Annotated in this window: 24 protein-coding genes and 1 riboswitch; of the genes, 13 read left to right on the top strand and 11 right to left on the bottom strand. The window is 62.6% G+C overall.

Annotated features, from left to right (window positions below; all coding sequences use genetic code 11):
• Positions 1-88 precede the first annotated feature (88 nt).
• From S6FBBBH3_RS05935 to S6FBBBH3_RS05905, 6 genes are all read left to right on the top strand, one after another.
• A complete protein-coding gene (locus tag S6FBBBH3_RS05935) occupies positions 89-1,108 on the top strand; it encodes an HlyD family efflux transporter periplasmic adaptor subunit (protein ID WP_120176873.1) in 1,020 nt (339 codons plus the stop codon).
• 45 nt (positions 1,109-1,153) lie between these two features.
• Positions 1,154-3,346 (top strand): ATP-binding cassette domain-containing protein, encoded by a 2,193-nt coding sequence (locus S6FBBBH3_RS05930; protein ID WP_120176872.1) that lies wholly within the window; start codon positions 1,154-1,156, stop codon positions 3,344-3,346.
• Entirely contained in the window at positions 3,343-4,488 is a 1,146-nt protein-coding gene (locus S6FBBBH3_RS05925) for an ABC transporter permease (protein ID WP_120176871.1), read from the top strand. The genes S6FBBBH3_RS05930 and S6FBBBH3_RS05925 overlap by 4 nt, the downstream gene beginning before the upstream one ends.
• Before the next feature lie 18 nt (positions 4,489-4,506).
• Positions 4,507-5,622, top strand: coding sequence for an ABC transporter permease (locus S6FBBBH3_RS05920; protein ID WP_120176870.1), 1,116 nt, complete (start codon positions 4,507-4,509; stop codon positions 5,620-5,622).
• Between the two features lie 462 nt (positions 5,623-6,084).
• On the top strand, positions 6,085-6,546 hold the full coding sequence (locus S6FBBBH3_RS05910; RefSeq protein WP_123957647.1) for a hypothetical protein: 462 nt from the start codon (positions 6,085-6,087) through the stop codon (positions 6,544-6,546).
• A 125-nt stretch (positions 6,547-6,671) separates the two neighbouring features.
• Positions 6,672-6,838: riboswitch (Lysine riboswitch) on the top strand.
• A gap of 197 nt (positions 6,839-7,035) precedes the next feature.
• Positions 7,036-8,502 carry an amino acid permease gene (locus tag S6FBBBH3_RS05905; protein WP_120176867.1) on the top strand — a complete coding sequence of 489 codons (1,467 nt, stop codon included), beginning with the start codon at positions 7,036-7,038 and terminating at the stop codon, positions 8,500-8,502.
• 128 nt (positions 8,503-8,630) lie between these two features.
• Here the strand turns inward: S6FBBBH3_RS05905 and S6FBBBH3_RS05900 are convergent, their stop codons facing one another.
• The 7 genes from S6FBBBH3_RS05900 to S6FBBBH3_RS05870 all read right to left on the bottom strand — a co-directional run bounded on the left by S6FBBBH3_RS05900 (position 8,631) and on the right by S6FBBBH3_RS05870 (position 13,687).
• Positions 8,631-8,975, bottom strand: coding sequence for a transposase (locus S6FBBBH3_RS05900; protein ID WP_120176866.1), 345 nt, complete (start codon positions 8,973-8,975; stop codon positions 8,631-8,633).
• Between the two features lie 223 nt (positions 8,976-9,198).
• Entirely contained in the window at positions 9,199-10,380 is a 1,182-nt protein-coding gene (locus S6FBBBH3_RS05895; protein ID WP_120176865.1) for a pyridoxal phosphate-dependent aminotransferase, read from the bottom strand.
• A gap of 316 nt (positions 10,381-10,696) precedes the next feature.
• The gene (locus tag S6FBBBH3_RS05890) at positions 10,697-11,023 is read right to left on the bottom strand and encodes a rubredoxin (RefSeq protein WP_120176864.1); all 327 of its coding nucleotides are present in this window, start codon (positions 11,021-11,023) and stop codon (positions 10,697-10,699) included.
• 84 nt (positions 11,024-11,107) lie between these two features.
• Positions 11,108-11,980 carry a hydrogenase expression/formation C-terminal domain-containing protein gene (locus S6FBBBH3_RS05885; RefSeq protein ID WP_120176863.1) on the bottom strand — a complete coding sequence of 291 codons (873 nt, stop codon included), beginning with the start codon at positions 11,978-11,980 and terminating at the stop codon, positions 11,108-11,110.
• Positions 11,981-12,026: 46 nt separating this feature from the next.
• Positions 12,027-12,491, bottom strand: a complete 465-nt coding sequence (locus tag S6FBBBH3_RS05880) for a thioredoxin domain-containing protein (protein WP_120176862.1) — start codon at positions 12,489-12,491, stop codon at positions 12,027-12,029.
• 33 nt (positions 12,492-12,524) lie between these two features.
• Positions 12,525-12,854, bottom strand: a complete 330-nt coding sequence (locus S6FBBBH3_RS05875) for a HypC/HybG/HupF family hydrogenase formation chaperone (RefSeq protein ID WP_120176861.1) — start codon at positions 12,852-12,854, stop codon at positions 12,525-12,527.
• Between the two features lie 56 nt (positions 12,855-12,910).
• Positions 12,911-13,687: a HyaD/HybD family hydrogenase maturation endopeptidase gene (locus S6FBBBH3_RS05870; RefSeq protein ID WP_232008737.1), complete on the bottom strand. Its 777-nt coding sequence runs from the start codon at positions 13,685-13,687 to the stop codon at positions 12,911-12,913.
• 505 nt (positions 13,688-14,192) lie between these two features.
• On the opposite strand from S6FBBBH3_RS05870, the gene S6FBBBH3_RS05865 reads away from it, so the two are divergent.
• The 6 genes from S6FBBBH3_RS05865 (at position 14,193) to S6FBBBH3_RS05840 (ending at position 17,677) form a co-directional block, all read left to right on the top strand.
• Positions 14,193-14,777, top strand: a complete 585-nt coding sequence (locus tag S6FBBBH3_RS05865; protein ID WP_232008736.1) for a phosphate-starvation-inducible protein PsiE — start codon at positions 14,193-14,195, stop codon at positions 14,775-14,777.
• A gap of 10 nt (positions 14,778-14,787) precedes the next feature.
• Positions 14,788-15,027 (top strand): zinc ribbon domain-containing protein, encoded by a 240-nt coding sequence (locus S6FBBBH3_RS11435; protein WP_408646499.1) that lies wholly within the window; start codon positions 14,788-14,790, stop codon positions 15,025-15,027.
• A complete protein-coding gene (locus tag S6FBBBH3_RS05855; RefSeq protein WP_120176858.1) occupies positions 15,024-15,560 on the top strand; it encodes a hypothetical protein in 537 nt (178 codons plus the stop codon). The genes S6FBBBH3_RS11435 and S6FBBBH3_RS05855 overlap by 4 nt, the downstream gene beginning before the upstream one ends.
• A 262-nt stretch (positions 15,561-15,822) precedes the next feature.
• Positions 15,823-16,107, top strand: a complete 285-nt coding sequence (locus S6FBBBH3_RS05850) for a hypothetical protein (protein WP_120176857.1) — start codon at positions 15,823-15,825, stop codon at positions 16,105-16,107.
• Between the two features lie 65 nt (positions 16,108-16,172).
• Entirely contained in the window at positions 16,173-17,030 is an 858-nt protein-coding gene (locus tag S6FBBBH3_RS05845) for a class I SAM-dependent methyltransferase (protein WP_120176856.1), read from the top strand.
• Positions 17,031-17,047: 17 nt separating this feature from the next.
• Positions 17,048-17,677, top strand: a complete 630-nt coding sequence (locus S6FBBBH3_RS05840; RefSeq protein ID WP_120176855.1) for a hypothetical protein — start codon at positions 17,048-17,050, stop codon at positions 17,675-17,677.
• A gap of 196 nt (positions 17,678-17,873) precedes the next feature.
• Here S6FBBBH3_RS05840 and S6FBBBH3_RS05835 read toward each other — a convergent pair whose 3' ends face one another.
• The 4 genes from S6FBBBH3_RS05835 to S6FBBBH3_RS05820 all read right to left on the bottom strand — a co-directional run bounded on the left by S6FBBBH3_RS05835 (position 17,874) and on the right by S6FBBBH3_RS05820 (position 23,518).
• Positions 17,874-19,379 (bottom strand): C69 family dipeptidase, encoded by a 1,506-nt coding sequence (locus tag S6FBBBH3_RS05835; protein WP_120176854.1) that lies wholly within the window; start codon positions 19,377-19,379, stop codon positions 17,874-17,876.
• 376 nt (positions 19,380-19,755) lie between these two features.
• Positions 19,756-20,937: a porin gene (locus S6FBBBH3_RS05830; protein ID WP_120176853.1), complete on the bottom strand. Its 1,182-nt coding sequence runs from the start codon at positions 20,935-20,937 to the stop codon at positions 19,756-19,758.
• Positions 20,938-21,303: 366 nt separating this feature from the next.
• Positions 21,304-22,623, bottom strand: a complete 1,320-nt coding sequence (locus S6FBBBH3_RS05825) for a hypothetical protein (protein WP_120176852.1) — start codon at positions 22,621-22,623, stop codon at positions 21,304-21,306.
• A gap of 178 nt (positions 22,624-22,801) precedes the next feature.
• On the bottom strand, positions 22,802-23,518 hold the full coding sequence (locus S6FBBBH3_RS05820; RefSeq protein WP_120176851.1) for a gamma-glutamyl-gamma-aminobutyrate hydrolase family protein: 717 nt from the start codon (positions 23,516-23,518) through the stop codon (positions 22,802-22,804).
• Between the two features lie 167 nt (positions 23,519-23,685).
• Between S6FBBBH3_RS05820 and S6FBBBH3_RS05815 the strand changes: the two genes are divergently transcribed.
• Complete coding sequence (locus tag S6FBBBH3_RS05815; RefSeq protein WP_120176850.1) at positions 23,686-24,681, top strand: helix-turn-helix transcriptional regulator; 996 nt, start codon at positions 23,686-23,688, stop codon at positions 24,679-24,681.
• Positions 24,682-24,713: the final 32 nt, after the last annotated feature.

Here is a 24,713-nt window from a genome sequence, read left to right as displayed (position 1 = left end):
GCTCGGGCTCCCGACACCGCCTCGGCGCTCCGACTCGCCTTGCAGGCCTCCGAAGCCCGACCCGGTTCTTCACGGACCGCTTTCCATCATGCCGATCAAAAAATTCGTTCCCGGTCTTCTTTTTGCAGGGCTCCTTGCAGGGGGCGCAGCCTACGTGGCGTTCGAGGGAGACGAGCCCGCTCCGCCCACCCGCGCCTGGGGGAATGTCGACACCCGGCAGGTGTCGCTCGCCTTCGAAGGCTCGGGCCGCATTGCCGAACTCACGGTTGAGGAAGGCGAGCGCGTGGCCGCGGGGGATCTTCTCGGGAAGCTCGATACGACGGCCCTGCAAATCGAACGTCGTCAGGCGGAAGCGAACCTGCGGGCGCTCGACGCCGCCGCACGCATGGCCGAAGAAGGCTATCGCGCCGAAGACATCGAACGCGCCCGCAAAGAAGTCTCCGCACTGGCCGCGCAGCGCGAGAGCGCCCGCCGCACGTACGAGCGTCAAAAGGGCTTGAGCCAAACGGGCGCGACGAGCCGGCAACTCCTCGAAGACGCCCGGTACGCCGAAACGGCGCTTGCTCGTCAGCTCGAGGGCGCTCGGGCGAATCTGCACGCCCTCGAAGCGGGTCCTCGCCCCCAGGAAGTGGAAAGCGCCCGTGCGCAGGCCGACGCGGCCGCAGCCGCCGTCGACCGTCTCACGGACCAAATCGACCGTGCGGCGCTCCTCTACGCGCCCGTCTCGGGGATCGTGCGGAGTCGCCTTGCGGAACCCGGCGACATGGCTTCGCCCGCACGCACGGTCTTTCAGTTGTCGATCGTCGACCCCAAGTGGGTGCGCGCCTACGTGACCGAGCGGCAGCTCGCGTACGTGAAGGAAGGTGCCCCCGCGCGTGTCTCAACCGATACGACGGAGCCGGTGGACGGTACCGTCGCGTTCGTTTCGAGCACGGCCGAATTCACGCCGAAGAGCGTGCAGACGGAAGAACTCCGTACGCTCCTCGTCTACGAAGTGAAGGTGTCGGTGCCCGACCCCGAAAATCGCCTGCGACTCGGACAGCCCGTGACGGTCGACTTCCCGGACGAGGCGACGACCGGGACGCCGTCGAATGCTTCGAACGACTAAGCCCGTTCGACCTCTTCTTCGAGCTTATCTTCGAACGAGTTTGACATGTCCGAAGCGATCAACGAGCCGACGTTCGAGCGCGAAGGCGCGACGCTCAATACCCCCCGAGCAGCCCCCTCCCCGACCTCCGGGTCGCGGGGGTTCTTCGGGCGCCTCTGCTCGGCCCTCTTCCCCGGGAAACTCCGGGAGGCGAGCAATTCGAAGAACGCAAACGCAGCCGCCCCGAAAACGAGCGGAAAAACGCTTGAAACCCACTCCGATCGGGAGTGTGGTGCACGGTCCGACCCCGCATCCGACCCGACGCAGCCCCTCTCTATCCGTCACCTCTCGAAGCGCTTCCCCGCCCCCGACGGCAAGGTTCTCGAAGCGCTCTCCGACGTCTCGATCGACATTTTCCGTCGCGGCGAAAACGTCGCGATCGTCGGGCCCGACGGTGCGGGGAAAACGACCCTCATTCGCACGATTGCCGGGCTTTTGAAGCCCGATGGCATTGAGGCGAACGGCGTAAAGGTCGCCCCCTTCATTCGCGTTTTCGGACGCACCCCCGATACGAACGACCCCGCATTCACGGAGACGATCGGTGTGATGCCGCAGCGCTTCGGTCTCTACGAAGAACTTTCCTGCCGCGAGAACCTCGAATTCTTTGCGGCCGTCAAAGGGATCCGCGGCGACGAATTCGAAAAGCGCTTCGCGCGGCTCATGAACCTCACGGGCTTGGCGGGGTTCGAATCGCGCCCGGCGGGCAAGCTCTCGGGCGGGATGAAACAAAAGTTGGGGCTTGCGGCAACGCTCATGACCACGCCCGACTTCATCGTGCTCGACGAACCGACGGTCGGTGTCGACCCCCTCTCCCGACGGGAGCTCCAACGCGTTCTGGAGGACGTCCGCCGTACGGACGGCGTCACGACCCTCTTTTCGACGGCCTACCTTGACGAGGCCGCGTCGGCCGATCGCGTCTATATTCTCGAAAAGGGCCGGATCGTCGCCGGCGGGACGCCCTCGGATCTTCTGCAAAGAGTGAAGGGGCGCACGTGGCGGGCCGTGCCTGCCGGAGATGCGCAAGGGAATTCCCTCTCGAACGGGAAGAGCGGTGAAATCGGCTCGGCCGCGCAGCACCTTGCGCGCGCCCTCATGCAAAGCGTTTGCGCCGTACGGGCGGATTCGCCGTGGCTTGACGCCGTTCCGCGCGGCGACGGGGTGGATCTTCTCGCGCGTGCCGGAGCGGACCGCGCGGCGCTTGAGCGCTCGATTGCGGAGCTTTCCTCCGCGGGGCTTCCCGCCGCGCTTTCCGAACGCCCCGAAACGCTCGAAGACGCCTATGCGACACTCACCTTTGAGGACGGCGGTTCCGAAGCGTCTTCGGTCGCCGAGGGCGCGAAGAGCAATACGGCGCAGCCGCTCGACACGGGAAAGAACGATCCGACGGACGACGCCTCCACGCCCGTCATCCGTGCGGAACACATTTCGCGGCGCTTCGGGAATTTCGTCGCCGTCGCGGACACGCGTTTCGAAGTCAGACGCGGGGAAATTTTCGGCCTGCTCGGTCCGAACGGGGCGGGCAAAACCACGACCTTTCGAATGCTCTGCGGGCTTTTGCCTCCGAGCTCGGGCGAAATTCGCATCGACGGGGTGGACCTTCTTGCGTCCGCCTCGCAAGCCCGAGCCCGCATCGGGTACGTAGCGCAGAAGTTTTCGCTCTACGAGCGCCTCACCGTGCGTCAGACGCTTCGCTACTTCGGGGAGTGTTACGGGGTCTCGGGGCGCGCGCTCGAAGCGCGGATCGGGGAACTCCTTTCGGGCCCCGGTGCGACACTCGGGGTTCATCTCGACCGACGGGCGGGGATGCTGCCGCTCGGCGCGAAGCGGGAACTCGCCATGGCCTGCGCGCTGTTGCATCGTCCCGCAATCCTCTTTCTCGACGAAGCCACGTCCGGGGCCGACCTCGCGGCGCGCCGCGCCTTCTGGCGCCGAATCGTGGAACTTGCGCGCAACGGGACGACGGTCGTCGTCACCACACACTTCATGGACGAGGCCGAATATTGCGACCGCTTCCTCATTCAGGACGCGGGGCGGGTGCTCGTTCTCGGGTCCCCCGCCGAAGTGCGTCGCTCGGCCGGCGCCGCCACGGTCGAGGAGGCGTTCCGTACGATCGTACTCGAAAATCGCTCAAAGGAAGCCGAGTCGAAGTCGGGCGGCAAACCCCCGGAAAAGTCCTCTTCGGAAGGGAGCGCGAAATGAGTCGATTCGAAAGTCTTCGGCGCTTCGGCGCCCTTGTGCGGAAGGAATTCCGCCAGATGCGGCGGGATCCGTCCGTCATCGTCGTGAGTTTCGGGCTGCCCCTCATGCTCCTTCTCGTTTTCGGCTACGGCCTCTCGATGGACCTCAAGAACGTGCCCGTTGCGGTCGTGCTCGGGGAATCGAGTCCGCAGGCGCAAAACGTGGCCGAACGAATCGACGCCTCCCCCTACTTCCGCTCGATCCCGACCGCTTCGCGCGAAGCGGCGGAGAAACTTCTTGCCGCCCGCAAAATCGAAGCGATCGTCGACATTCCGCCCGGGTTCGAGCGGGATGTCGCTCTGGGGAACGGCGAAATCGGTCTCGTCGTTCACGGGGTGGACGCGAACAGCGCGACCATCATCCGCACGTACGTGGCGGCCACCCTGCAAATCGCGGCCGCGCAAAACGCGGAGCGCGGGGCGGCTGTTGCAAGCCCCTCCGAAACCGGCGCACCTCCGGCCGTCCGAATCCTTTCGCGCGCCTGGTTCAACGAAGCGAACACATCGAGCTGGTACCTCGTGCCGGGCCTTACGATCGTTCTCATGACGCTCGTATCGAGCTTTTTGGGAAGTTCCGTCATCGCGCGCGAATGGGAGCGCGGCACGATGGAGGCGCTTGCCCTGACGCCCGCGTCCCCCGTTGAAATCCTCGCGTCGAAATTCCTCGCCTATTTCGCGCTTTCGACGGCGGGAGAAGGCACCGCCATTCTGACGAGCATCGCCCTGTTTGACGTTCCCGTGCGGGGAAGCTGCTGGCTGTTGGCGGGCGTTTTTCTCCTCTACAACGTCTGGGCGCTTGTGTTCGGGCTCTTTTTGTCCGCTGCTTTGAAGCGGCAGTTCGTCGCGATGCAGATGGCCGTGATCGGGAGCTACCTTCCCGCCCTGATTCTCTCGGGCTTCATTTTCGACCTTCGGAGCGTTCCCGATTGGATTTCGGCAGTCGGTCACCTGATGCCGCCCACGTACGCCATGGAAACCGTGAAAATTCTCTTCCTCTCGGGGGGCGCAACGGACGTCGTCCTCGAAAACGCACTCATTCTCGCGCTCTGGACGACGAGCTTCGCGCTCGCCGCCCTGGCGGTGCTGAGAAAGCGCATGGATTGAGATTCGGAGGGCCCGTTGATGTTGCATGTTCTTCGCCTCAAACTCCTGCGTCTTCGAGCGCTCGTTCGCAAGGAGCTCGTGACGCTCCTTTTGGACCCCGCGATGCTGCGCATTCTTTTCGTTCCCGTCATCGCGCAGTCGGTCCTCTTCGGCTACGGGGCCACCTTCAATTTGGAGCAGGTCCCCTACGTCCTTTACGACGCGTCGCGCTCGGAAGCCTCCTTCGAAGTGGCGCGCAAAATCCAATCGAACGGGATTTTCGAGCCGATTGCGACCCCGCGCAGTATCGAAGACGTACGCCGCACGATCGATCACGGGGACGCCCTGATCGGGATCGTGATTCCGGACGACTTCGCCGCGCGACAGGCGGACGGCACGGGCGGCACGATCTACGTGGCGGTCGACGCACGCAACACCACGACCGCGAACGTCGCGACGGGCTACGTCGCCGCGATCGTCGAAAAGCTCAACGCCGAAAAGGGTGCCGCGGGCGCCGTGCGGCTCGTTGAGCGCTACCGCTACAACGAAAACGCGATCACACGCTACAACATCATGCCGGGGCTCATTCTCGCGCTCTCAATGCTCCAGGTGATGCTCCTTGCGGGTGTGGCCGTTTCGCGCGAACGCGAAGAAGGATCCTTCGACATGATGCTCATGACCCCGATGACCCCCGTCGAAATCTTCGTCGGGAAAGCGATCCCGCCGCTTGTGATCGGCGTCGCGCAGGGCTTTCTCATTTTTGCCGTCGCGCGCTACTGGTTCGAGATTCCCTTTGCGGGCTCGATCGGGCTCCTCTTTTTCGTCGTATCCCTCTTTTCGCTCAGCATCGTGGGCTTGGCGCTCGCGATCTCGGCCGCGTCGCGCACGTACCAGCAGTCCGTGATCCTCGTCTTTTTCTTCGTGCTTCCCGCCCTCATCCTCTCGGGCCTCATGACCCCCGTCGGGGCGATGCCCGAATTCATGCAGGCGGCGACCGTCTTCAACCCCGCACGCTACGGGATCCAGATGGTACGCATGATTTATTTCGAGGGTGCGGGCTTCGACGCGATTCGCCCCTTCCTCTGGCCGCTCCTCCTACTTACGGGACTTACGATTCCGGCGGCAACGTGGTTCTTCCGGCACAAGGTCACCTGATGTGCCTGAAACAGCCGAAGGGCGCGGGAGATCGGGACGCGCAACAGACGCGCGGGTGCGTAACGAATTCGCACACTCTCGGCCTCCCGCCTCTGGCATACTGAGCCCGACGGGCGCCCGAGCGTTTCCTCTTTGCGCGTCCGACCGACTACAACGCGAGTTTCTCCGAGAAACCTTACTAGGAACCGATCCGCAATGCTTAAGATCATCGCTCTGGCCGTCCCCGCCGCGCTCCTTCTCGCCGGCTGCAATCAGTCGATCACGCCGAACGAAAAGACCTGCTCGCCCGCCTACATCAAGGAAGTCGCCGACAAGGAAGGCCCTCTCCCAGGCCTGCCTCGAAAAGGGCTACGACAACGCGCTTTCGAGCATCGACAAGGCGGGTGCCGCGCTCAAGGAAAAACTCTTCGGCGAGAAGAACTGAGGGTCTCGACAACTTTTCGTCATTTTTGATTTTGTCCCATGAAAGACCTCACCCGAACAACACTTTTTTCCTGCCTTTTCGGACTTCTCGCGTGCGCTTCAAGCGTATCGGCCAAAGACCTCATGGCAGATGCCGTACCGGAAGTCGTTCGTGCTTACGTACAAACAACCTTCGGCGATATCCCTCGCATCGAATGGGATTTTGATGAGGATACGAACACCTTCGAGGCCGACTTCGAACTTGCGGGCGATCGCGAGGTCGAACTTCGGATCAGACCCGACGGCACGCTGTTCTCGGCCAAAGAAGATGTGCCGGCAAGTGAAATCCCCGAGTACGTCAAGGCGGCCGCCCTCAAAGAAATACCGGGCGCCCGCATCCTCGGCGCCAACAAACTCACCGACCGCACGGGCACCGTTCTCTGGGACGTGGGACTACGCGCAACGAATAACGGACGTTTCTATCGAAACGTTCGGATTCCCGAGCAACAACTCAAACGCTGAGCACACTCAAGCTTCGATACGCCCGATTTTTGTTTCCGGAACGTGCCTTTCTCCAAGGAAAACCCACAAATCCTCCATTTTGTGTAACAATGTGTCCTTTGCCGCCCGAAATCCGGTCGGCAACCATGCGTGATAGAGGCGCGGGCGAGCATGAGTAGACGGCCGAGGGGGTACCCGAAGAAGCCGATCGAAGGGGCCGTCCGCCGAAACGCCCTGCCGGACGCGGGAGGGCAGTTGGGGATGCGGAGAAGATCCGCATCACTCCCGTCGCGACGAAGCGCTCGTTCGGCTTGCGAACGACCCCAAGCTTCGGTCGGTGACGGAGGAGCTGTCGGCTGGCGTTACGGGCACGAACACACCGTCCGTTCGTCGCAGGGATTGCTTTTTGAATCACCCCGCGACGCCTTCGGAAAGGGATACGGGCCCCGTGCGACACCGATGGATGTCGCACGGAACCGCAACTCTCTTTTTTCCGAAGGAATTCCAAGAATGTCCGAAACAGACGCCGGCAGCCGGTCCGGCCTCAAGCGCGAACTCAAGTCGCGCCACGTCACCATGATCGCGATCGGCGGCTCGATCGGCACGGGGCTTTTCGTCGCCTCGGGCGCGACGATTGCCGAAGCGGGCCCGGGGAGCGCGCTCCTTGCGTACTCCGTGATCGGCCTCATGGTGTACTTTCTCATGACGAGCCTCGGGGAGCTTGCCGCCTACGAACCCGTGGCGGGGTCCTTCTCCACCTACGGGCGTCGCTACGTCGACGAAGCGTTCGGCTTCGCGCTCGGCTGGAACTACTGCTACAACTGGGCCGTCACCGTGGCGGTCGACCTCGTCGCAGCGCAGCTCGTCATGGGCTGGTGGTTTCCGGACGTCCCCGGAACCCTCTGGAGCGCCCTATTCCTCGGGTTTATTTTCCTTCTCAACTTCTTCTCCGTGAAGGGGTTCGGTGAAACCGAATACTGGTTCGCGCTCCTCAAGGTGCTCACCGTGGTCTTTTTCATCGCCACGGGCTGCGCGATGATCTTCGGGATCCTCACGGACGACATCCCCGCGGGCTTTGCGAACTGGACGACGGGGGACGCCCCCTTTGTGGGCGGGTTCCCCGCGTTGATCGGCGTCGCGATGGTCGTCGGCTTTTCCTTCCAGGGGACGGAGTTGATCGGCATCGCCGCGGGCGAAACGCAAAACCCCGAAAAGGCGATTCCGCAGGCCGTGCGACAGGTCTTCTGGCGCATCCTCCTCTTTTACGTCCTCTCGATCTTCGTCATCAGCCTGATCATCCCGTACACGGACCCGCGTCTTCTCAAAAACGACATCGCGGACGTGGCCGTGAGCCCCTTCACGCTCGTTTTCGAGCATGCCGGTCTCTTGTCGGCCGCCGCCCTCATGAACGCCGTCATCCTCACGTCGGTGCTCTCCGCGGGGAATTCGGGCCTGTACGCCGCAACGCGCATGCTCTACGTGCTCGCGCTCCGAGGCGACGCGCCGAAGTGCTTCGCTCGACTCTCGAATTCGGGCGTGCCGCGCTACGCGCTCGTCGCGACGACGGCGGTGGCGGGCCTCTGTTTCCTCACGTCGCTCTTTGACAACCGCGACGTCTACCTGTGGCTTCTCAACACCTCGGGGATGTGCGGCTTCATCGCCTGGCTCGGGATTGCAGTGAGTCACTACCGCTTCCGCCGCGGCTACGTCCTGAAGGGATGCGACCTCTCGAAGCTTCCCTACCGCTCGGGCTTTTTCCCCTGGGGTCCGATCTTCGCCTTCGTGCTCTGCATGACGATCATGCTCGGCCAGAACTACAAGGCCTTCCTCGAAGACACGATCGACTGGTCCTCGGTGGCTGCGACCTACATCGGCATCCCCCTCTTCCTCGCCGTCTGGCTCGGCTACAAGCTCGTCAAGAAGACGAAGTTCGTACGCTACGAAGACATGGAGTTCCCGGCAAAATACCGGGCGTGATGCTCCCCTGAAAAACCCCGTTCGTACAGGGCGCGAGCGGGGTTTTTTCACGTTCGGCGCGGGACTTCGACGCTCTCGTTGGGTCGCGCTTGCGCGCCGCACCCTCGCTCACCGCACGCCGCGGTCACTTAATCGTACGGAAACTCAAGAGGAGGCAGCTTCCAAGGCGGCGGATACATCCGCTCCGACTGCGCCTCTTTCTTCAGCCGGTCCAAGGTCTCTTCGAATAGTTCTTTTTCGATCGCTTCTCTGCAGTCCGAAAACTTCTGCGCTTCGTCGGGCGTCAACTTCGACAAGAACTGCCCGACGAGTTCTTCATCTCGGCGGTATTCCGCAACCCAACGATAGAGCGTACTGCGGGCAACCAGAAGTTCCTCGGCCGCTTGCTTGACAGGGCAGCCCGTCACTACGACATATCGTGCGGCCACGCGTTTTGCTTCGGGCGTGAACCGAGCTCTCGTGTAGACGATCATGGCCGATCTCCGGAAAGACACACACGTCTATTGTGCCTCGATCGTTGCGCGGTGACGGGGGCTCGGATCGTTCTCCCCAAAACGGAAAAAACTCCCGGCCCGCGCTCTGGGCCGAGAGTTTCTCCGGGGAAACGGCGGTTGATGCGTGCGACCGCACCCCGGCAGTCGCACGAGCCGCAACCCGCGCGCGAGAACGTAATCCCCCATCCTCGCGCGCTTTCGGTCAGATGAGACCCTTCGTACGGAAGTCCTTGAGGACCTTGACGAAAGCCTTCATCTCGCCGGGGGTACCGAGCGTGAGACGGTTCCAGCCCGTAAAGGGCGGGAACGCGCGGCCGACGAGAATGTTCGCATCGGCCATGTGCTTGCGGTACGTCTCGGAGTCGCCCTTCACCTGGTGGAAGATGAAGTTCGCTTCCGACGGGAGGTACTTGATCCCGAGCTCGTCGAAGGCCTTCGTCACGATGGCCTTCGAGAGTTTCGTCGCCGCAAGCGACGTTTCAAGATACGTTTTGTCGGCGAGCGTCGCCGCGGCGGCGACGGCACCCGCGAGGTTGATATTATCCACCGATTCGAAAAGATCGCACTCGGCAAGGACGGATTTCGTTGCGATCCCGTAACCGAGACGCAAGCCCGCCAAGGCGTAAAGCTTCGAGAAGGTGCGCGTGACGATCAGGTTGTCGAGGCCCTTTTTCACAAGGACCACGCCCGATTCGAAGGCGGGATTCTCGACGAATTCGCCGTAGGCTTCGTCGACGAGGAAGAAAACGGGAGCCTTGGCGGCAGCCGAAGCTTCGATCCAGCCCGAGAGCTTCGCCTTGTCGGTCACGATCCCCGTGGGGTTGTTGGGATTGCAGAAGTAGACGATCGTGACGCCGTCGAAGCGGGCGGCGGCCTTCTTGAGGGCTTCAACGTCGATTTCAAGCGTTTCGGCGTTAAGCGGCACGTTCGTCACGGGGACGTTGAGAGCCGCCGCGTAGGATTCCGCGACGCCGAAGGTCGGGACGGGCTGCAGGAGTTGCACCTTTTTGCCCGCCGCACGGGCCTTCTGAACCTGCGAGGCCACTACGGCCTGGATCACCTGGGAGGAGCCCGAACCGAGCGTCACGAGTTCGGGCGAGACGCCGTTGAGGTCCGCGGTCGCCTTGCGGGCCGCTTCCTTCGCGTCGTCGGGATAGCGGAAGGCCTTCCCGAGCGAATCGATCACGGCCTTTTTGGCGGATGCCGACATGCCCATAGAATTCTCATTGAAATTGAGAGCGATCGGGGCGGCCTTCGTCGGAACGACTTCGTCGAGGGCGGAGGCGGGAACGGTCGCGGCCGCGCGGGCGGGAGCGGAACCGAGCGTCGTGAGCCCGGTGCCGAGAAGAGCGGCGGTCGAGAAAAGCGAGCGGCGGGAAAGCATGTGCGCGTCCTTAAAAATCAAGGGCGAGTCGCCCGCGGGTGACCGGGCGGAACTCGAAGTTTCGGGAATCAAGAAACGAGGCGCCGAAACGGGATTCGCTCAACAGCGAACTGGGAAACCGATTCGGGTCTCGACGAGAACATGATGCCCGAGGAGAGGCCGCGGTCGGACGGCGAATTCTACGCCTTTTCCATTAGGACGCTTTACACGCGTCATTCCCTTTGTTTTCAGGGGATTTCAGGCCGACCAACGGTCGACAAAAGGCCCGCATTTGCTCCAAATGCGGGCCTTCTTGTTCGACCTCGGGCGCATTCTTTCAGTCGTTTTCCTCCGCCGGAATGAAGCTTGAGAGCGGGTGTCCGCAATCGGGGCAGGTGAAGTAGTCGGGGAGATCCGCAAAGGAAGTCCCCGGTTCGATCTGCCACTCGGGGCAGCCTTCGGCGGGGTCGTAGACGTACCAGCACACCTTGCACTGCATGCGCGTCTCGGGACCCACGCGCGAGCGCGCAAGCGCGTCGAGGAGCCCCGCGATCTCCGCCCCCGTGGCAGTGGCGGGAAGGTCGACGGAAGCGGATTCGGCGGCCGGAGCAACGTCGGCGGTTGGAGCAGCGTGTTCGGTTTCGGAAGTCTTCACGGTAGTCATAGAACCTTTTGGAGGAAGAGAAACGAGGACCGACCCGGGCGGCCGGCCCTCCCGCAATGGAAATTCGCCTTCGGGCGCCGTTTGTTACGCGACGACCGTCTTCGCCTGCGCGGGCTTCCCGCCGAGCGTTCCGCGCTCCAAGTCGTGCTCGACCCAAGCGATCAAGTCCGCGCACGTGGAGAGGCAATCCACCCACTCGCTTTCGGGAATCGGCACTTCGGGCGGAATCCCCGCGACGACGTAGGCGTCGAGCAGCGTTTTTCCGAGCGTGTTGAGGATTTGGCTGTGCCAGATCCCGCGCACGCCCGTGAGGTTCACCTTGCCGATCGCCATGCCGCGCAGTTCAATCTCGACGGGCCCGCGCCCGAGCGTCGAATAGAGCGCGTTCATGTCGCCGGGCGACATCGGCTGGTGCGTGAGCTCGACCATAAACGCGGGCGTATCGGTGAGCGTCACAAGGTCGGTCTTCTCCAGCGTGTGCTGGAGTTCGTTCAGAATGGCGGGCGCCGCAAAGACGTTTGCGCCCCCGTTGACGATGGCGGGAACGGCGTCTTTGCCTTCCGCTGCCACCGCACGCACGGCCTTCGGGATGCGGGCGAGGATGAAGCTGTTTACCTGCCCGTCGCGACCCGACTGCATGCGCCAGAGACCGGGCACACCCGTGTCGGCCACCTTCACCTCGCCGTCGCAAAGCTTGATACGTACGTCGCCTTCTCCGAGCGTCGCAAGGAGAAAGTCGAGGTGACGCGGATCGAACGCTTCGAAATCCCACACGACGTGGAGCTCATCGGCGTCCTTGCCTTCGGTTTCGACTTTGCCGAGATGTCCGGTCACTTCCGCTTCGACGGCCTTCAAAAAGGCGACGGTCGCTTCGGCAGCGGCGCGTTCGGTTTCGGGGTCGAGTTTCGGAACGTCGGCCCAGCGTCGGGCGGCGTTGAACAACGATTGATCGGCCATGAAAATTCCTCCTGATCGGGGCTTATTTGCTTTGGATATGCCGTGCTTAGCCGCACGTCGGGGGTTCGTTGTTGGGAATCAGGGAGATGCGGCGCGGGGGCGCTTCGGTGCGGGTGCCGACCTCGGCAAGCGTCGTCAGGTATTCGTCCCAGTTGAGAAGCCCTTCGGCCGCACCGAGGTACGTGCCGCTGCGGAAAAGCGCGACGGCGGGGAGCTTGCGAATCCCCCAGCGGGCGGCAAGAGCCCTGCCCGTACGCACGTCCGTGAACCACGCGCCCGCTATGGCGTCGCCCAAGGCGCGACGCAATTCGGGGGCAATCACGACGATGTCGAGCGTTTCCTTTTGCTTCATCGGGTCGTCGGCAAAGACGACGAACTGAAGTCCCTGCGCGGCAAGGAGCGTGTCGACATTCTCTTGCCCCACCTTCCGGAAACCTTCTTTCCCGTAAAGACGCACGAACCCCGGATGGGTGTCGACGTCGATCGGGGCCACTTGAGTGAATTTGCTCATGAACGAACTCCTTCGAGAATTGCCGTATTCGGTTCAGACCGCGCGCTTTCCGACAAGCGCCTTGAGGTGCTCGGGGAGCTCGGGCTCGCGATCGACGAGATCGGGAAAGCCCGCTCGGATCGTCTCTTCCGTGGCGTCCCCCGCCATGACGTCGGCAAGCGCCGAAAGGGCGTCGTTCACCTCGCGCACTTCCTCTTCGGTCATGTGGCGTAGCGCCGTCCCGCGAAACACCATCAAGAGGTCTCCGGGCTTCACGTCGCCCGCAAGCCCGATTTCGACGCGCTCCGTGCGAGCGTCCCGCTCGCAGAGGCACGTGCCGTCTTCATAAACTTCTCGAACCGTCATCGGAATACCGACGCACATAGGAAGTACCCTCCTCGATTTCTCTTTCTTTTCTCTTCTGTTTCTTTCAGACCGGCTTACTTTTCGCCTGCGTCGGGAATCGCTTCGCCCGCTTCGCGAACGAGGAACCGTTCGTCCCCGGTACGGCAGGCGTCCTGCGCCGAGGGGCGACCCGTTTCGTAGGCGTCGATTGCCACGGGCGCGACGTCCAAAGGCGGCACCGCCTCGTCGGCCGCACGCGCTTCGGGCGCAAAGCCCCAGGCGGCCAATTCCGCACGGGCGAGTTCCAGCGCCTGAGGAATCTTCGATCGGATCGTGTCCGAGAGGCTTCCGCCGTAGTCGTCGAGCCTTTCGGGCTGCACCCCGACGACGGCGATCCGCTCGGGAGTCTTCCCGAGGAGCGCCGCCGAGCACAAAAGGTCGTTGAAGCCTTGCTGATGGGGCGAAATCTTGGTGGAGGCCCAGAGCGTGATGTCGTCGCCGCGCAGGATCCGCACGGTCCCCGGCGCTTCGTGGAAGTCGCAGCAGTCGAAAACGAGGATGGAGCGCGTCACCGTGATGTCGTTGAGAAGATAACCGCCGAGGGTCCCTCCGTCCATCACTTCGCACCCCTCGGGCATCCGAAAGGCCGTGTGGAACGCTTCCGCGGCGCGCGGCCCGAAGCCTTCGTCCGCCCAGAGAATGTTGCCGATCCCGAGCACAAGCACTTCGCGCTCGTACGTGCGACCGGGATCCGGCCCGAAGAGCGTCACTTCGTCGCAGGGCTTTACTGCCGTGTCTTCAAGGCTTTCGCCCGCGCTCTCTTCGGACGTTTCGTTGGAAGTTTCGTTGGAACGATCGTAGGTACGGTTCACCGTCGGCCTCCCGATGCCGCTTGGGGCTTCTTCTTGAGTGTGTTCTTCCCGGTTCTTCGCGCGCATCCCTCGTGTTTTGCTTTTCCAAGGGGCTGCGCCCGGGGTCCCGGGCAAAGCGCTGTCGATCGGGGTTTCCGGCGAATGCCCGGAATCCGTTGTCGGACGGCATTCGAACAACCCGAGCGAGACGCGCGCTTCGTTTCATACTTCACTATAGAGACGCCGCGCCTTCCCCGCCATCCGCCCGTCGGGGGAATTCGACACGGGCGGCCCGCCCTCCGAAAGACGTATTCCCCCTCCCGAAGGGGCGCTTCGCCTCCCCCGAAAGTAGGAATATCGAACGAAATGTTCGAAAAAAGGTTACGAAATGTCGATGCGGGCCTTTGGGGCCTGCGGGAATCGGGAATAATTCCCGTTCGGCACTCCGATTTACGACCCGGAGGCCGATTTTCGTCGACCTTCACCGACGTTTTTCCCCCAACTTTTCCCAAGAGCTCGCATTACCGTGCCCGTCCCTCCTCCCATCGACCGCATTCCCGACGTTGCCGATCCCTCCTTCGCCCAAAAGAACCGCTCCGACTCGTCCGCCGAGGCGTCCTGCTGCGGATCCCGCACGACAGGCTCTCCCAAGATGCCGAGCAGCCCCGACTCGACCGAATGCACCTGCGGCTTCACGTCTCCGATCGATCCCGAAGAGGCGAAGCTTCACGATTTCAGCCAGCGCTTCAACCGTTGGCTCACCTACGGCCAGTCGATCGCGCTCGTCGCCATCGCCATCGCCACGCTCGTCGGCATCGGTCTTTCGATCTGGGAAATGGTCGGGAAGGAAACCGTGGGGCTCGGCGACCTCCTGATGCTCTTCCTTTACATCGAGATCCTCTCCATGGTGAAGGGCGGAGCGCTCGGCACCCGCGAGATTCCGATCCACACCCCGATTGCGCTTGCCATCGTGGCGGTGGCGCGATACATCGTGGTCGACGTCGAACACCTGAAGCCCCTCTACATGTTCCTCACGTCCGCGTCGATTCTCGTGCTCGTCCTGGCACTCTGGATCGTGCGCAGGATCGTAAAGAAAAACGACCGACTCTGACGCCGGCGCCATTGCGGATGCGAGTTGGGGTGAGTTCGTCCGTATGACCGAGTACAAGGCCGAACGTGAGGGACGTTACGTCGTTCACGTCGACACCTACTTTCCGTCATCGAAAACGTGCTCGCAGTGCGGGTACAAACGAGACGAGCTCGATCTGTCGGTTCGATCGTGGACGTGCCCGAAATGCTCAGCTTGGACGGGGAGCAGTCACACCAACCACCTGACGATTACGACCCAAGGCCCGCCATGACACGAACCAAAGCTCTTTTACTTTGCGCCCTTCTCGTTCCGAGTCTTGTCGCCGCAGCCGACGACGAGACGCGACTTTTTATCGATAAAAATCCGAACACCGGCGTCGAACTCTACATCATCGACCAGGGCGGCACGTCGTCGCGCTACGACTTTTGGATCCTTCGCACGGTCAAAGACGGGCGCGATCTGACGGGGCGTCTTGGCAACGTCGCGCACCCCAAAGATCGCCTCGAGGGCGCGGCTTCGCACGGCAACCATTGGTCGCTCCTTTGCAGGGACGAGAGCGTCACGATCGACGAAAGCCGCACCACGGCCGCTCCGATGCTCGAAGGCAAGACCTTGACGCTTCGCGACGTGTTCCAGGTCGAAACGAAGCCCGAGATGCCCAACGGCGGACGCTACCTGAAGGCTACCGGCGGGAAGATCGATCGCGCCTACGCCAAGGCCGATCCGGAAATCGCCGACGACCTGCCGCTCGTAGAGTTGCTCTACAACCAGGTCTGCCCCGCTCTTCTGAAAAAGAAAAACTAAGGCGCCCGCAACGAGCCCGGCACGTGTCCGTTCCGTGTTCGTTGCGATTCCGTTACGGCCGCGACCGGGCTCTTCCCCGCTTCCGCGACGTCGTCGACCGTCCTCGAGTACCCGAGCCCCTGCCGGCGAGCGGCACGGCCGGTGCTCCGCGCGCCTATACTCGATCGGGAGGACGTCTTCGAATCCCGTCGAATCGGCCGGATTCGTCCGGGCTCGCTCGGGCGTTCTCGGAAAACATTCGGCAACAAGCAAGGAGCGTTGCATGGATTTCAGGAAGTTCGCGAACGTCAAGCGCGCGGATCTCGAGAACGAGGACGAGCTCGACAAAACCGAAGACGAAGCGGAAGAACCCGCGCAAGGATTCTCGTCCATGCGGGAACTCTACGATGCGCTCGATATCGGCGACGGCGGTCCCGTCTATCTCTCCGACGGCGTATGGCTCTACCCGACGGTTCGGTCGAAGACTGAGGAAAATTTCGGCACAATACGGCCTGCGCGATTCCGATCGAAGCCCGTCCGAATGCGCACGGCCCGCGGAAACGGGTAATCTGTCGGGTACCCGAACGGTCCGACCCGGCTCGTTTTGCAAACGCTTTTTTGACATTCCCGTCCATGACTTCGCACACCCCACGCTCCGCGGCCGAAGCCGCGCTCCTTGAACGGATCTCCGACTATTGGAACCGCCGCGCCGCGGGTTACGGTCTTTTCACGCGCGACGACATCAACGGGCCCGAAGCCTACCGCTGGACCTGCCACCTCACGAACACCTACCCGCTCGCGGGCCGCCGGGTGCTCGACGTCGGCACGGGCGGAGGCTTCCTCGCGATTCTCGCCGCCAAAGCGGGAGCCGACGTGACCGCAGTCGACATCTCGGTCGAAATGCTTCAAGCCGCCAAGGTGAACGCTCAGGCCTCCGACTGCGAAATTCTCTTCACGCAGTCCGCTGCCGACCGCTTGAGTTTCCCCGACGAATCGTTCGACGTCGTCATGTGCCGCAACGTCCTCTGGAACATGACCGACCCCGAAGCGGCGGTCGCCGAGTGGGTGCGCGTGCTGCGCCCGGGAGGCGCTCTCTTCATCGCGGACGGCAACCACTACAACCACCTCGTCGATTCGCGCTTCAAGGCCGTGCGAAGCGCGGTCGACGCGGCCCGAAGCCTCGATCCGAAGTACCTCGGCGACGTCGACACGTCGGTGATCGAGAGAATCGCCCGCGACCTTCCCATGACCCCCCGCAACCGCCCCGACTGGGAAATCGGCCACCTTGAGTCGCTCGGTCTCTGGGGCGTTTGTTGCCGCGCGGCCTACCCCGCGGCCGTGCATATTGCGGACGGATGCGAAGAAGTCGTGACGCTCGACTTCATCGTGACGGCCTACAAGCCCGAACGCCCGTGCGAGGCGCCCGAGGATTCGGTCGATTCAACGGATACGACGGGTGACGCCCCGACCGATACGACGACGAGCGCGTAAAACACTGCACTGTTGCCATGCTTTCTACCGAACGCAATTCTCGAAACACCCCGAAGGTCGAAACCGTTGCTAACGACGAAGCACACGAAACAACGCAAACGAGCGCAACGCAGGAAGCGACCGAGCCCGCCGAACCGATGCCGACGCTCGCCCTCGATCCCGCTTCACGCGCCAAGCGTCTTAGCGCCGCAGCCCGCACGACCGTGCTCTCGGGGCTCATCGCAGGCGGTTCGGCGGGGTTCGGAGTGCGGGTTCTGGAGTCCCCCGGGCTCCTCGAGACGGCGGCCGTGACGGCGGTCCTTCTGGTGCTCGGCGCGGGGGTGGTGCGGGAAGAAGCCGGGAAGCTCGCGGCGGAAGGTTTCGCCCGCGCGCGGCGCGCGATCCTCTCGGCGGGCGCCCCTGCCTTTCTCGTCGTCTTTGCGCTCTCCTTTGCGCTTTCCTTTCTGAGGCCCGAAAGCCTCTCGATGCTTCCCGCCATGGTCGGGTTGAAGCCGTCGGAGAACACGGTCCTTGCCCTCGACCTCCTTCTTCCGCTCGCCCTTCTCGGCACCGTTGCCGACCGAGCGGCGGCGGGTCTTTTCCTTCGGGTTTTCGGACCGACGGAAGAGTCGGACAGCTCGGTCGACTCGGACAACTCGAACGCCTGACGACGAGCTCCCCGGCCGAGCCCCCGGGCTCCGAAATTCCCGACCGACGAAACGCAAAACGGCCGCTTCCCGGAGGCACTCTCCGAAAAGCGGCCGTTCTGTTTCCTTGAGAACGTTCGAGGGTCGAGCGGCACTCGCCCCGAGGGCCGCCGCACGTTGCGCGCGCCCTCGGGTTCATGCGTTCGAGTCGAGCCCGTCAGTCCTTCTTGCTGCGGTTCGCGAAGAAGTTGGCGTCTTCGATGTCCTTCGTGCGAATCGTGAAGACCTGGTTCGTGAGGTCTTCGGCCAGAGCTTCGGCCTTCGCCATCACGCCCTGGTTGAAGTCTTCGAGCATGGCGTCTGCCTTCTTCGGATCCTGCTTGAAGACCTTCACGTACTCGTCTTCGAACGTCTTCTGGGCTTCGGCCGTCTGACGTTCGAAGTCGGCGTAGGCCTTCTGCACGACGCCGTGGAGCTTCGGATAGTCGGTCATGACAAGGGTCTGAAGCTTGCGATACTTCCAGTAGAGCGATTCGCTGTCGGCCTTGTCGGTGCCCTGCCCGTAGTGGGCGGGATAGGCGTTCAAGCCGTGGTAGTACGGCACGAAGACGGAGAGGTCCGCCATGCCCATGGCGACGTACGTGACGGCGCCGATTTCATCCGGCAGCCACGGACGCACCTGCATCACGTGCGCTTCGTACGTACGGAAGACGCTGATCGGACGGTACGGTTCGTCCCCGCGCAGACCCTTCGTGTACGGGTCGTGCGACTGGAGTTCGCCCGTCTGGTAGTGGTCGCGCATGATCGCCTTGAGGTCCTCGACCGTGATCTTCTTTTCGGGCTTCAGATAGACGGGGAAGTTGCGACCGTCGCCCACCTTCTGTTCGAGCGAAGGATTGAGCATCTTCTGGATCTGCCAGACGCGCGGGTCGTTGTAATCGCGGTCGCGTTCGTCGTCGCGGGTGTAGGCCTTCGAGAAGTTGAATTCGCCGTCCTTCTTCGGGTCGTAGAAGCCGTTTTCGGTCGCCCACTGAACGAGGTTCTTCGAGGCGAGGAAGTCGGGGCTCTTGGGGTCGTACTTCTGCAGGCGACCCTGGTTGCCGGAAGCGAAGTAGGTGTCCTTGGGCGTACGCTGAGCGAGCCACTGATGGCCCGTACCCGTTTCAAGGTACCAGATTTCCTTGTCGTCGACGAACGCCACGCCGAAGCCTTCACCCGCGCCGGTCGTTTCGATGATCGAGCCGAGGATTTCGACGGCTTCGCGAGCGGTCTTGGCGCGCGGCAGGAGAACGTCGAGAATGTCGTCTTCCGTGATGCCGGTCTTTTCGTTGTAGGGGTCGAGCTTCAGAGCGTCGTCACGCGCGAAGATCGATTCGGTGCCCGAAATGCCGACGCCCGCGTCGTTGAAGCCGGTCGCGCCGTGGAGCTGCGTCTTCCAATTGGGCACCGTCGTGTAGCCCATCGCCTGTTCGGGCTGCGGGTACGAGAAGTCGGTCGCACCCTTATAGTCCTGCGTGCGATACATGTCGCCCTTCTTGTAGGTGCGCGCCGGGTGCTTGACCATGTGCTGGGCCTTCATGGCCGAGCTGTCGGCGCTGCGGGCGATCAGGAACGACCCGTCGGCCGAGGCCCCTTCACCCACCACCACCGTGGTGCAGGCAAGCGCGGAACCGGCGATCGCCATCGAGAGCGCGGCGGTCAGGATCGAGGTACGGAATTTCATACAAAGCTCCTTTTTGAAATACGGTCATCGGTCCGAGAGTCCGACGCTCGGCATGCTTCGCGGTCGGGGAAGCCGGGCGAAAGTCCTTTGGTCCGGAAAACTTCGCCTTGAAAAAAGGGAACGTCGCGTCGGCTCGGCCGACCCCCGATATAGTGCCTATACCCTAAGATAAATGTTAGAGGAGAAACCCGAGGTCATCGGTCGGTTTCGGGAAAACGCGGGTGTTTCCCGTCGGAGAAAACGTCAACTGTGAACGAGGGCAACTAGAAAAAGAAAAAGGGAGGCCTTGCGAGAGGTCTCCCCGGGAGTCCCGGCCCGGTCACGCGCGGCGCGCGATCGGGCACGGGAGGTTCGAACCGTTTGGAACGTTCGAAAATCAGAAGCGATGGATCATGCCCGCGAAGAGTTCGTAGGCCGTCGGATCGAGCGTGTCGGCACCCGGATGGATCTTGCCGAGCGTGCCGTCGACGTAGGAGCCGCCCGTGTAGACGGTCGTACGCTTGCTGAGGTCGTACGTGTAGCCGAGACCGAGCGCGATCTGTTTGAAGTCGTTCGCGTTGTTGACCACACATTCGCCGTAGCGGTAACCGAGGTCGGCCTTGAACGTGCCGCCGAAAGCGGGAACGTCCGCACCGATCGTCGCGGCGTAGCCGTCGATGTAGCCCGTATTGTTGATCCAATTCGAGAAGGCGCCCGCCATGCCCGTAACGGTCGTGTTGTCGGAAGCCTTGATGCGCATGTGCTGGTTGTATTCGCCCGTCACATAGACCTTGGCGACGTCGAAGTCGTAGTTAGCGCCGACGAAGACGTTGTAACCGTTCTTCTTTTCACGCCAGTCGGTGCTCGTACCTTGAGCGCCGCGCGGCAGGTTCGACCACTGGTTCCACTGACCGAGAGCGATCAACTTCAGAGCGGCGCCTTCGTACGTGACGGCAAAGGAACCGACGCGGTCGGCCGTACCCTTGTTTTCAACGGCGGTACCGACGCCGTGCACTTCCTTCGTGTCGGGCTGGAAGGAGTACTGGGCGTGCACGCGGATGCCGGCCACGGCGGGCGAAACGTACGTGATGGTGTTGTCCATGCGGCCCCAGTCGGCGACGTGGAAATACTTACCGCCCGTGTGGCTCCCCCAGCCGCCCGAGAAGACGCTGAACTTGCTCATGAGGCCGTACGTGCCGTTCGCGCTCATCAGCTGACCGACCCGACCGAACGAGAACGTGCCGAATTCGCCCGAAACGAAGAGCTGGGCTTCGCGACCGAAGAGGCGGCCGTTGTTGTCCATCGTGCCGTCGTCGGCCGAAAAGCCGTTTTCAAGAACGAAGCCGACTTGCGTGCCCGCGGCGATTTCTTCGGAGCCCTTGAGACCGAAGCGCGAGCCCGAGTTCATGCCGGACTTCATCTGGAAGTTATCGGATTCGTACTGTTCGGAGCCCTGGTCGACGGATTCGTACTGGAAGCCGTAGTCGACGAGACCGTAGAGCGAGACGTCGGCGGCAGCGGCCGAGCCTGCGAAAGCGCCGACGAGAGCGGCGGCAAGAAGCGAAGTGCGCAGAGTCATGTTTTGTTTCTCCTCCGAATCGACATCCCCGAGGTCTGAGGTCCAAAAGAAGGAATGTCAAGCGGGAAAAATTGGGTTGGTCGAACGCGTTTCCGGAATCGCGACTCGGAAATTTTTGCACTTCGGTCGGGCTTGGGGGGGGGGTTAACCCTTAGTTCTTATGAACTATATGTTTTCCTTGAAATTTAACCTTCAGATTTGTTTTGAATTGCTGAAAAAGTGTTGCGATTACACAACACTAATTAAACCTCCCTACCCTTTTCAGGATAGATTTACAGACAACAAGGATAGCGCACCGCGCCGATTTCGGGAGCCCGCACCGACCGACACCCCGTCCGGCATCGACGCCTTTGCGTCCCGCAGCCCTCAAACAAACCCGAGCATCGCCGCCTGCGCTTTGGGCGGCAGCCCCGGACCGAACCGGGCGTCCTTCTTCGCCCAGGCGCAGAGACCCGCGTCAAGTCGCCAGTCAGCGTCGCGAAAAACCTCCTCACCGAAAACATCAAGCACTTTGCGTGCGGGCCATAGATCGACGAGCCCGATGCGGTAGTCCTCGAAAAAGCGTTCTCCCCCGAGCGCGATCCCCTGCGTGAAACCCGAGGGGGGCATGCGGCTCTCGGGCCGCGCGGCGGTTTCGGGCATGACGAGTTCGTGTTTGGCCCAGGCGAAAATCCTAATCGTCGAATTGCCGACGTCCTTCGAATCGTAGGCACGCGTCTTCGAGACTGCCGTCTGCCCGAGCATGCGGGGGAGCTTGTCGGTCGGGAAAGGCACCTCAATGCTTTCGTACCTGACGCGGTTGGGCTTGACGCCCTGCCGCTCTGCCAGCGCGTCGTTTTCCTCCTTCCAGGTCCAAAGGAGCTCCCGGTAGTCGGGCTTCACCCAGTCTTCGAGGCCCCAGCCCCCGAGAAACGCTGGATTTTTCTCCGTGCGCGCGTTGCGACGCGAAACGGGGCGCTCGCGCTCGTAAAATGCCGAGAGCCTTTCGTCCCACAATTCGAGGAACCGCTGCCGCAACGCCTCGGGCTGCTGCGCCAACATCGAGACGGGAACGAGCACCTGCTGCACCGAGGTGCGAAGCCGCCGCGCGAACCACGCATGAAGGTCTTCGGGGTCGAAGAGCATGCGGGCGTTTCTCGCGGTTTTCCCGAGGGCGGCCGCGGCCTCGGGCCAGCGCTTCGCCACTTCGGTCGTATTGAGGATGAAGGGCACTTCGAGCATCGCCGTCTTCGAAAAGAGCCACCGCGTCCAGGGAAAGACCTCCAGACAGTCGAGCGTACTCCACGTGTGATGACGAAGGTAGTCGCCGAGTACGTCGACGCCCGGCACGATGATGACCCCGGGGAACCGCTTCTTGAGCGCTTTGGTTTTGGCCCGATAGTCGGCCGCACGCGATCCGACGCGAACGGAATCGAGTGCATCGTCCTCCTCATCGAAGTCGGCTTCGATCGGGAGCCCATTCGCCGATGCATCGAGAATCGACGTCCCGCCCTCCTCGCTTTCGGCGTCTCCGACCGCCTCTGTGATCGCCTCTTTGTATACAACCTTCCCCCGCCCCGTTTCGGGCCCTGCGACCGTGGGGGTGTCGGGTGTCGGAGTCTCACTCGGGCTCGAAGCCGAAGCCGGGGTCGGCGCCCCTCCGGTTGGAGACAAGTCGATGCGTGAGTCGGGTTTGAGGCGTGTCATCGGGTGTCCTTTGAATGCCAATACAAACATCGATTATACAGTTCAAAAATGAGGCGCGGAAATCGCGCTTCCGGTGCGATTTCGGGTTTTCGGGAGCGGCTTCCGCGGTTGGGCGGAGTCGCGAGCCCGAGAGGGGGTTGAGGTGCTTGCGGTGCGGCGGGTTACGGCCGAGCCCGGGTCACTCGTTCGCGCATGCCTTGACGAACTCCTCGAAAAGTCGTGCCGCTTCGCCCTGTCGGGTGCTCAGGCGTTCGGGATGCCATTGAACCGCAATGACGAAGCGCTTCTCGGGCGCCTCGAACCCTTCGAGCACGTCGTCTTCCGCCGAATAGGCCGCGGGCACGAAGACGGGAGCGAGCCGCTTGACGGCCTGGTGATGGAGCGAGTTGACGCCGAGTTGCGTACCCGACCATTCGGAAATCCGAGTACCCGGAACCGTCCGAACTTCGTGCACGAGAAGGGATTCGGCATCGCGTCGAGAGTGACGCTCGGGCGGAAGACCGAGCTCTGAAGGCAAATCCTGGTAGAGCGTCCCGCCCATCGCCGCGTTGAGGATCTGCGCGCCGCGGCAAACGGCAAGAATCGGAAGGTCTTTTTCCCAGGCCTTGCGAATGAGTTGGAGTTCGAGTCGGTCGCGCTCCGTCTCAATGGGGCCGCACTCGGGTTGCGGCGTCTCGCCGTAGAGCCTCGGGTCGACGTCGACGCCGCCCGTAAGCAACAGGCCGTCAAGCTCTTCGAAGAGCGCGTCGAGCACGGCCTCTTCGGCAAAAGGCAGAACGAGCGGCACGCCGCCCGCGGCGCGGATGCTCTCTTCGTAGCCGGCACGCGTTCCGACGACACCAGCCTCGCGAAAACGGGCGGGCGTGAGACCGATCAACGGTTTTCCTGCAAGCATTTTTGTTTCTCCGGTGCGGTTTCGACCGGCGCGAGGGACGTCGGTCGGGATTTCTATAAGGGATTCGCCAAGTATGCGCCGTTATGCGCCGTCGCGGCGGATCGCGACATCGGCCCGAGCCCCCTACAATAGGCTTTTCATCGTTCCTTTTCCCGGAGGCCATCCCGATGTCCGTCGACGATCTCGCTCCCTCGAGCGACACCTTGATCTACCTGTCGATTCTGAGGCGCATTCCCCGCGCGCGTTGGATTTCGTCGACGGAACTGCGCCGACAGCTTTCGGCCGCGGGGATCGAAATGTCGCCCCGACGGCTGCAGCGCTATCTGAAGGCGTTGAGCTCCTCACCCGACCTCGGAGTCGAATGCCGAACGGGATCGAAGCCCTACGGCTATCGGCGAACGGACACCGGAAACGACACGACCTTTGCGAGTTTGCTGCCGCACGAGGGGCTCCTTCTGCGCCTCGCACGCGAGCATTTGCGCTACCAACTGCCGCGCGAACTGACCGACGCCCTTGCGCCCCTTTTTGACGCCGCGATCGACGCTACGGCCTCGCGCGACGAAGCGTCCCGCGCGAACGCCTGGCTCAAAAAAGTGTCCTTCGTTTCGAGCACCGTTCCGATGGTACCGCCCGACATCAAACCGCGCATTTTCGACGTCGTGAGCGAAGCGCTCTACAAAGACGTGAAGCTCCGAATCCGCTACCGCAACGTCCGCGACGAGGAACGCGAAGCGGCGGTGTCGCCCCTCGGTCTCGTGCAGCAGGACGTGCGTCTCTATTTGGTATGTCGCTTCGAAGGGTACGACGACGTGCGGCACCTGGCGCTTCACCGCCTGCTCGATGCCGAAATCCTCGACTGCCCGGTCGATCGGCCCGAAGGGTTCGACCTCGACAGCTACGTGGCACAACGTCACTTCAACTACGCAAACCGAGGAAAAATCCGCCTGATTCTCGAATTCACGAGCGCCGAAACCGCACGGAACCTCAAAGAAACGCCCTTTGTCGGGCAGACCTCGTTCGAAACGCTGCCCGACGGTGCCTGGCGCGTGGAGGCGGTCGTCGACGACACCGTCATCCTCGACGGGTGGATTGCCGCCTGGCGCGAGCGCGCGGGCATGCGCCGGGTGGAGAAGATTCCGCTTGAAACCGAAAGGCCCGCGTGAGGCCTCGGCTCAGTAAATTCGCATCGGAGGAA

Origin of the sequence: Sutterella megalosphaeroides (genome assembly GCF_003609995.1) — a bacterium.
GTDB lineage: Bacteria > Pseudomonadota > Gammaproteobacteria > Burkholderiales > Burkholderiaceae_F > Sutterella > Sutterella megalosphaeroides.
The sequence above is the reverse complement of the archived record's forward strand: the minus strand, read 5'-3'. Positions and strand labels throughout refer to the sequence as shown.

Bases quoted from the DNA above. Each gene is read 5' to 3' on its own strand.
- S6FBBBH3_RS05935 (WP_120176873.1), top strand. From the start codon at position 89: ATGCCGATCAAAAAATTCGTTCCCGGTCTTCTTTTTGCAGGGCTCCTT.
- S6FBBBH3_RS05930 (WP_120176872.1), top strand. From the start codon at position 1,154: ATGTCCGAAGCGATCAACGAGCCGACGTTCGAGCGCGAAGGCGCGACG.
- S6FBBBH3_RS05925 (WP_120176871.1), top strand. From the start codon at position 3,343: ATGAGTCGATTCGAAAGTCTTCGGCGCTTCGGCGCCCTTGTGCGGAAG.
- S6FBBBH3_RS05920 (WP_120176870.1), top strand. From the start codon at position 4,507: ATGTTGCATGTTCTTCGCCTCAAACTCCTGCGTCTTCGAGCGCTCGTT.
- S6FBBBH3_RS05910 (WP_123957647.1), top strand. From the start codon at position 6,085: ATGAAAGACCTCACCCGAACAACACTTTTTTCCTGCCTTTTCGGACTT.
- S6FBBBH3_RS05905 (WP_120176867.1), top strand. From the start codon at position 7,036: ATGTCCGAAACAGACGCCGGCAGCCGGTCCGGCCTCAAGCGCGAACTC.
- S6FBBBH3_RS05900 (WP_120176866.1), bottom strand. From the start codon at position 8,975: ATGATCGTCTACACGAGAGCTCGGTTCACGCCCGAAGCAAAACGCGTG.
- S6FBBBH3_RS05895 (WP_120176865.1), bottom strand. From the start codon at position 10,380: ATGCTTTCCCGCCGCTCGCTTTTCTCGACCGCCGCTCTTCTCGGCACC.
- S6FBBBH3_RS05890 (WP_120176864.1), bottom strand. From the start codon at position 11,023: ATGACTACCGTGAAGACTTCCGAAACCGAACACGCTGCTCCAACCGCC.
- S6FBBBH3_RS05885 (WP_120176863.1), bottom strand. From the start codon at position 11,980: ATGGCCGATCAATCGTTGTTCAACGCCGCCCGACGCTGGGCCGACGTT.
- S6FBBBH3_RS05880 (WP_120176862.1), bottom strand. From the start codon at position 12,491: ATGAGCAAATTCACTCAAGTGGCCCCGATCGACGTCGACACCCATCCG.
- S6FBBBH3_RS05875 (WP_120176861.1), bottom strand. From the start codon at position 12,854: ATGTGCGTCGGTATTCCGATGACGGTTCGAGAAGTTTATGAAGACGGC.
- S6FBBBH3_RS05855 (WP_120176858.1), top strand. From the start codon at position 15,024: ATGACACGAACCAAAGCTCTTTTACTTTGCGCCCTTCTCGTTCCGAGT.
- S6FBBBH3_RS05850 (WP_120176857.1), top strand. From the start codon at position 15,823: ATGGATTTCAGGAAGTTCGCGAACGTCAAGCGCGCGGATCTCGAGAAC.
- S6FBBBH3_RS05845 (WP_120176856.1), top strand. From the start codon at position 16,173: ATGACTTCGCACACCCCACGCTCCGCGGCCGAAGCCGCGCTCCTTGAA.
- S6FBBBH3_RS05840 (WP_120176855.1), top strand. From the start codon at position 17,048: ATGCTTTCTACCGAACGCAATTCTCGAAACACCCCGAAGGTCGAAACC.
- S6FBBBH3_RS05835 (WP_120176854.1), bottom strand. From the start codon at position 19,379: ATGAAATTCCGTACCTCGATCCTGACCGCCGCGCTCTCGATGGCGATC.
- S6FBBBH3_RS05830 (WP_120176853.1), bottom strand. From the start codon at position 20,937: ATGACTCTGCGCACTTCGCTTCTTGCCGCCGCTCTCGTCGGCGCTTTC.
- S6FBBBH3_RS05825 (WP_120176852.1), bottom strand. From the start codon at position 22,623: ATGACACGCCTCAAACCCGACTCACGCATCGACTTGTCTCCAACCGGA.
- S6FBBBH3_RS05820 (WP_120176851.1), bottom strand. From the start codon at position 23,518: ATGCTTGCAGGAAAACCGTTGATCGGTCTCACGCCCGCCCGTTTTCGC.
- S6FBBBH3_RS05815 (WP_120176850.1), top strand. From the start codon at position 23,686: ATGTCCGTCGACGATCTCGCTCCCTCGAGCGACACCTTGATCTACCTG.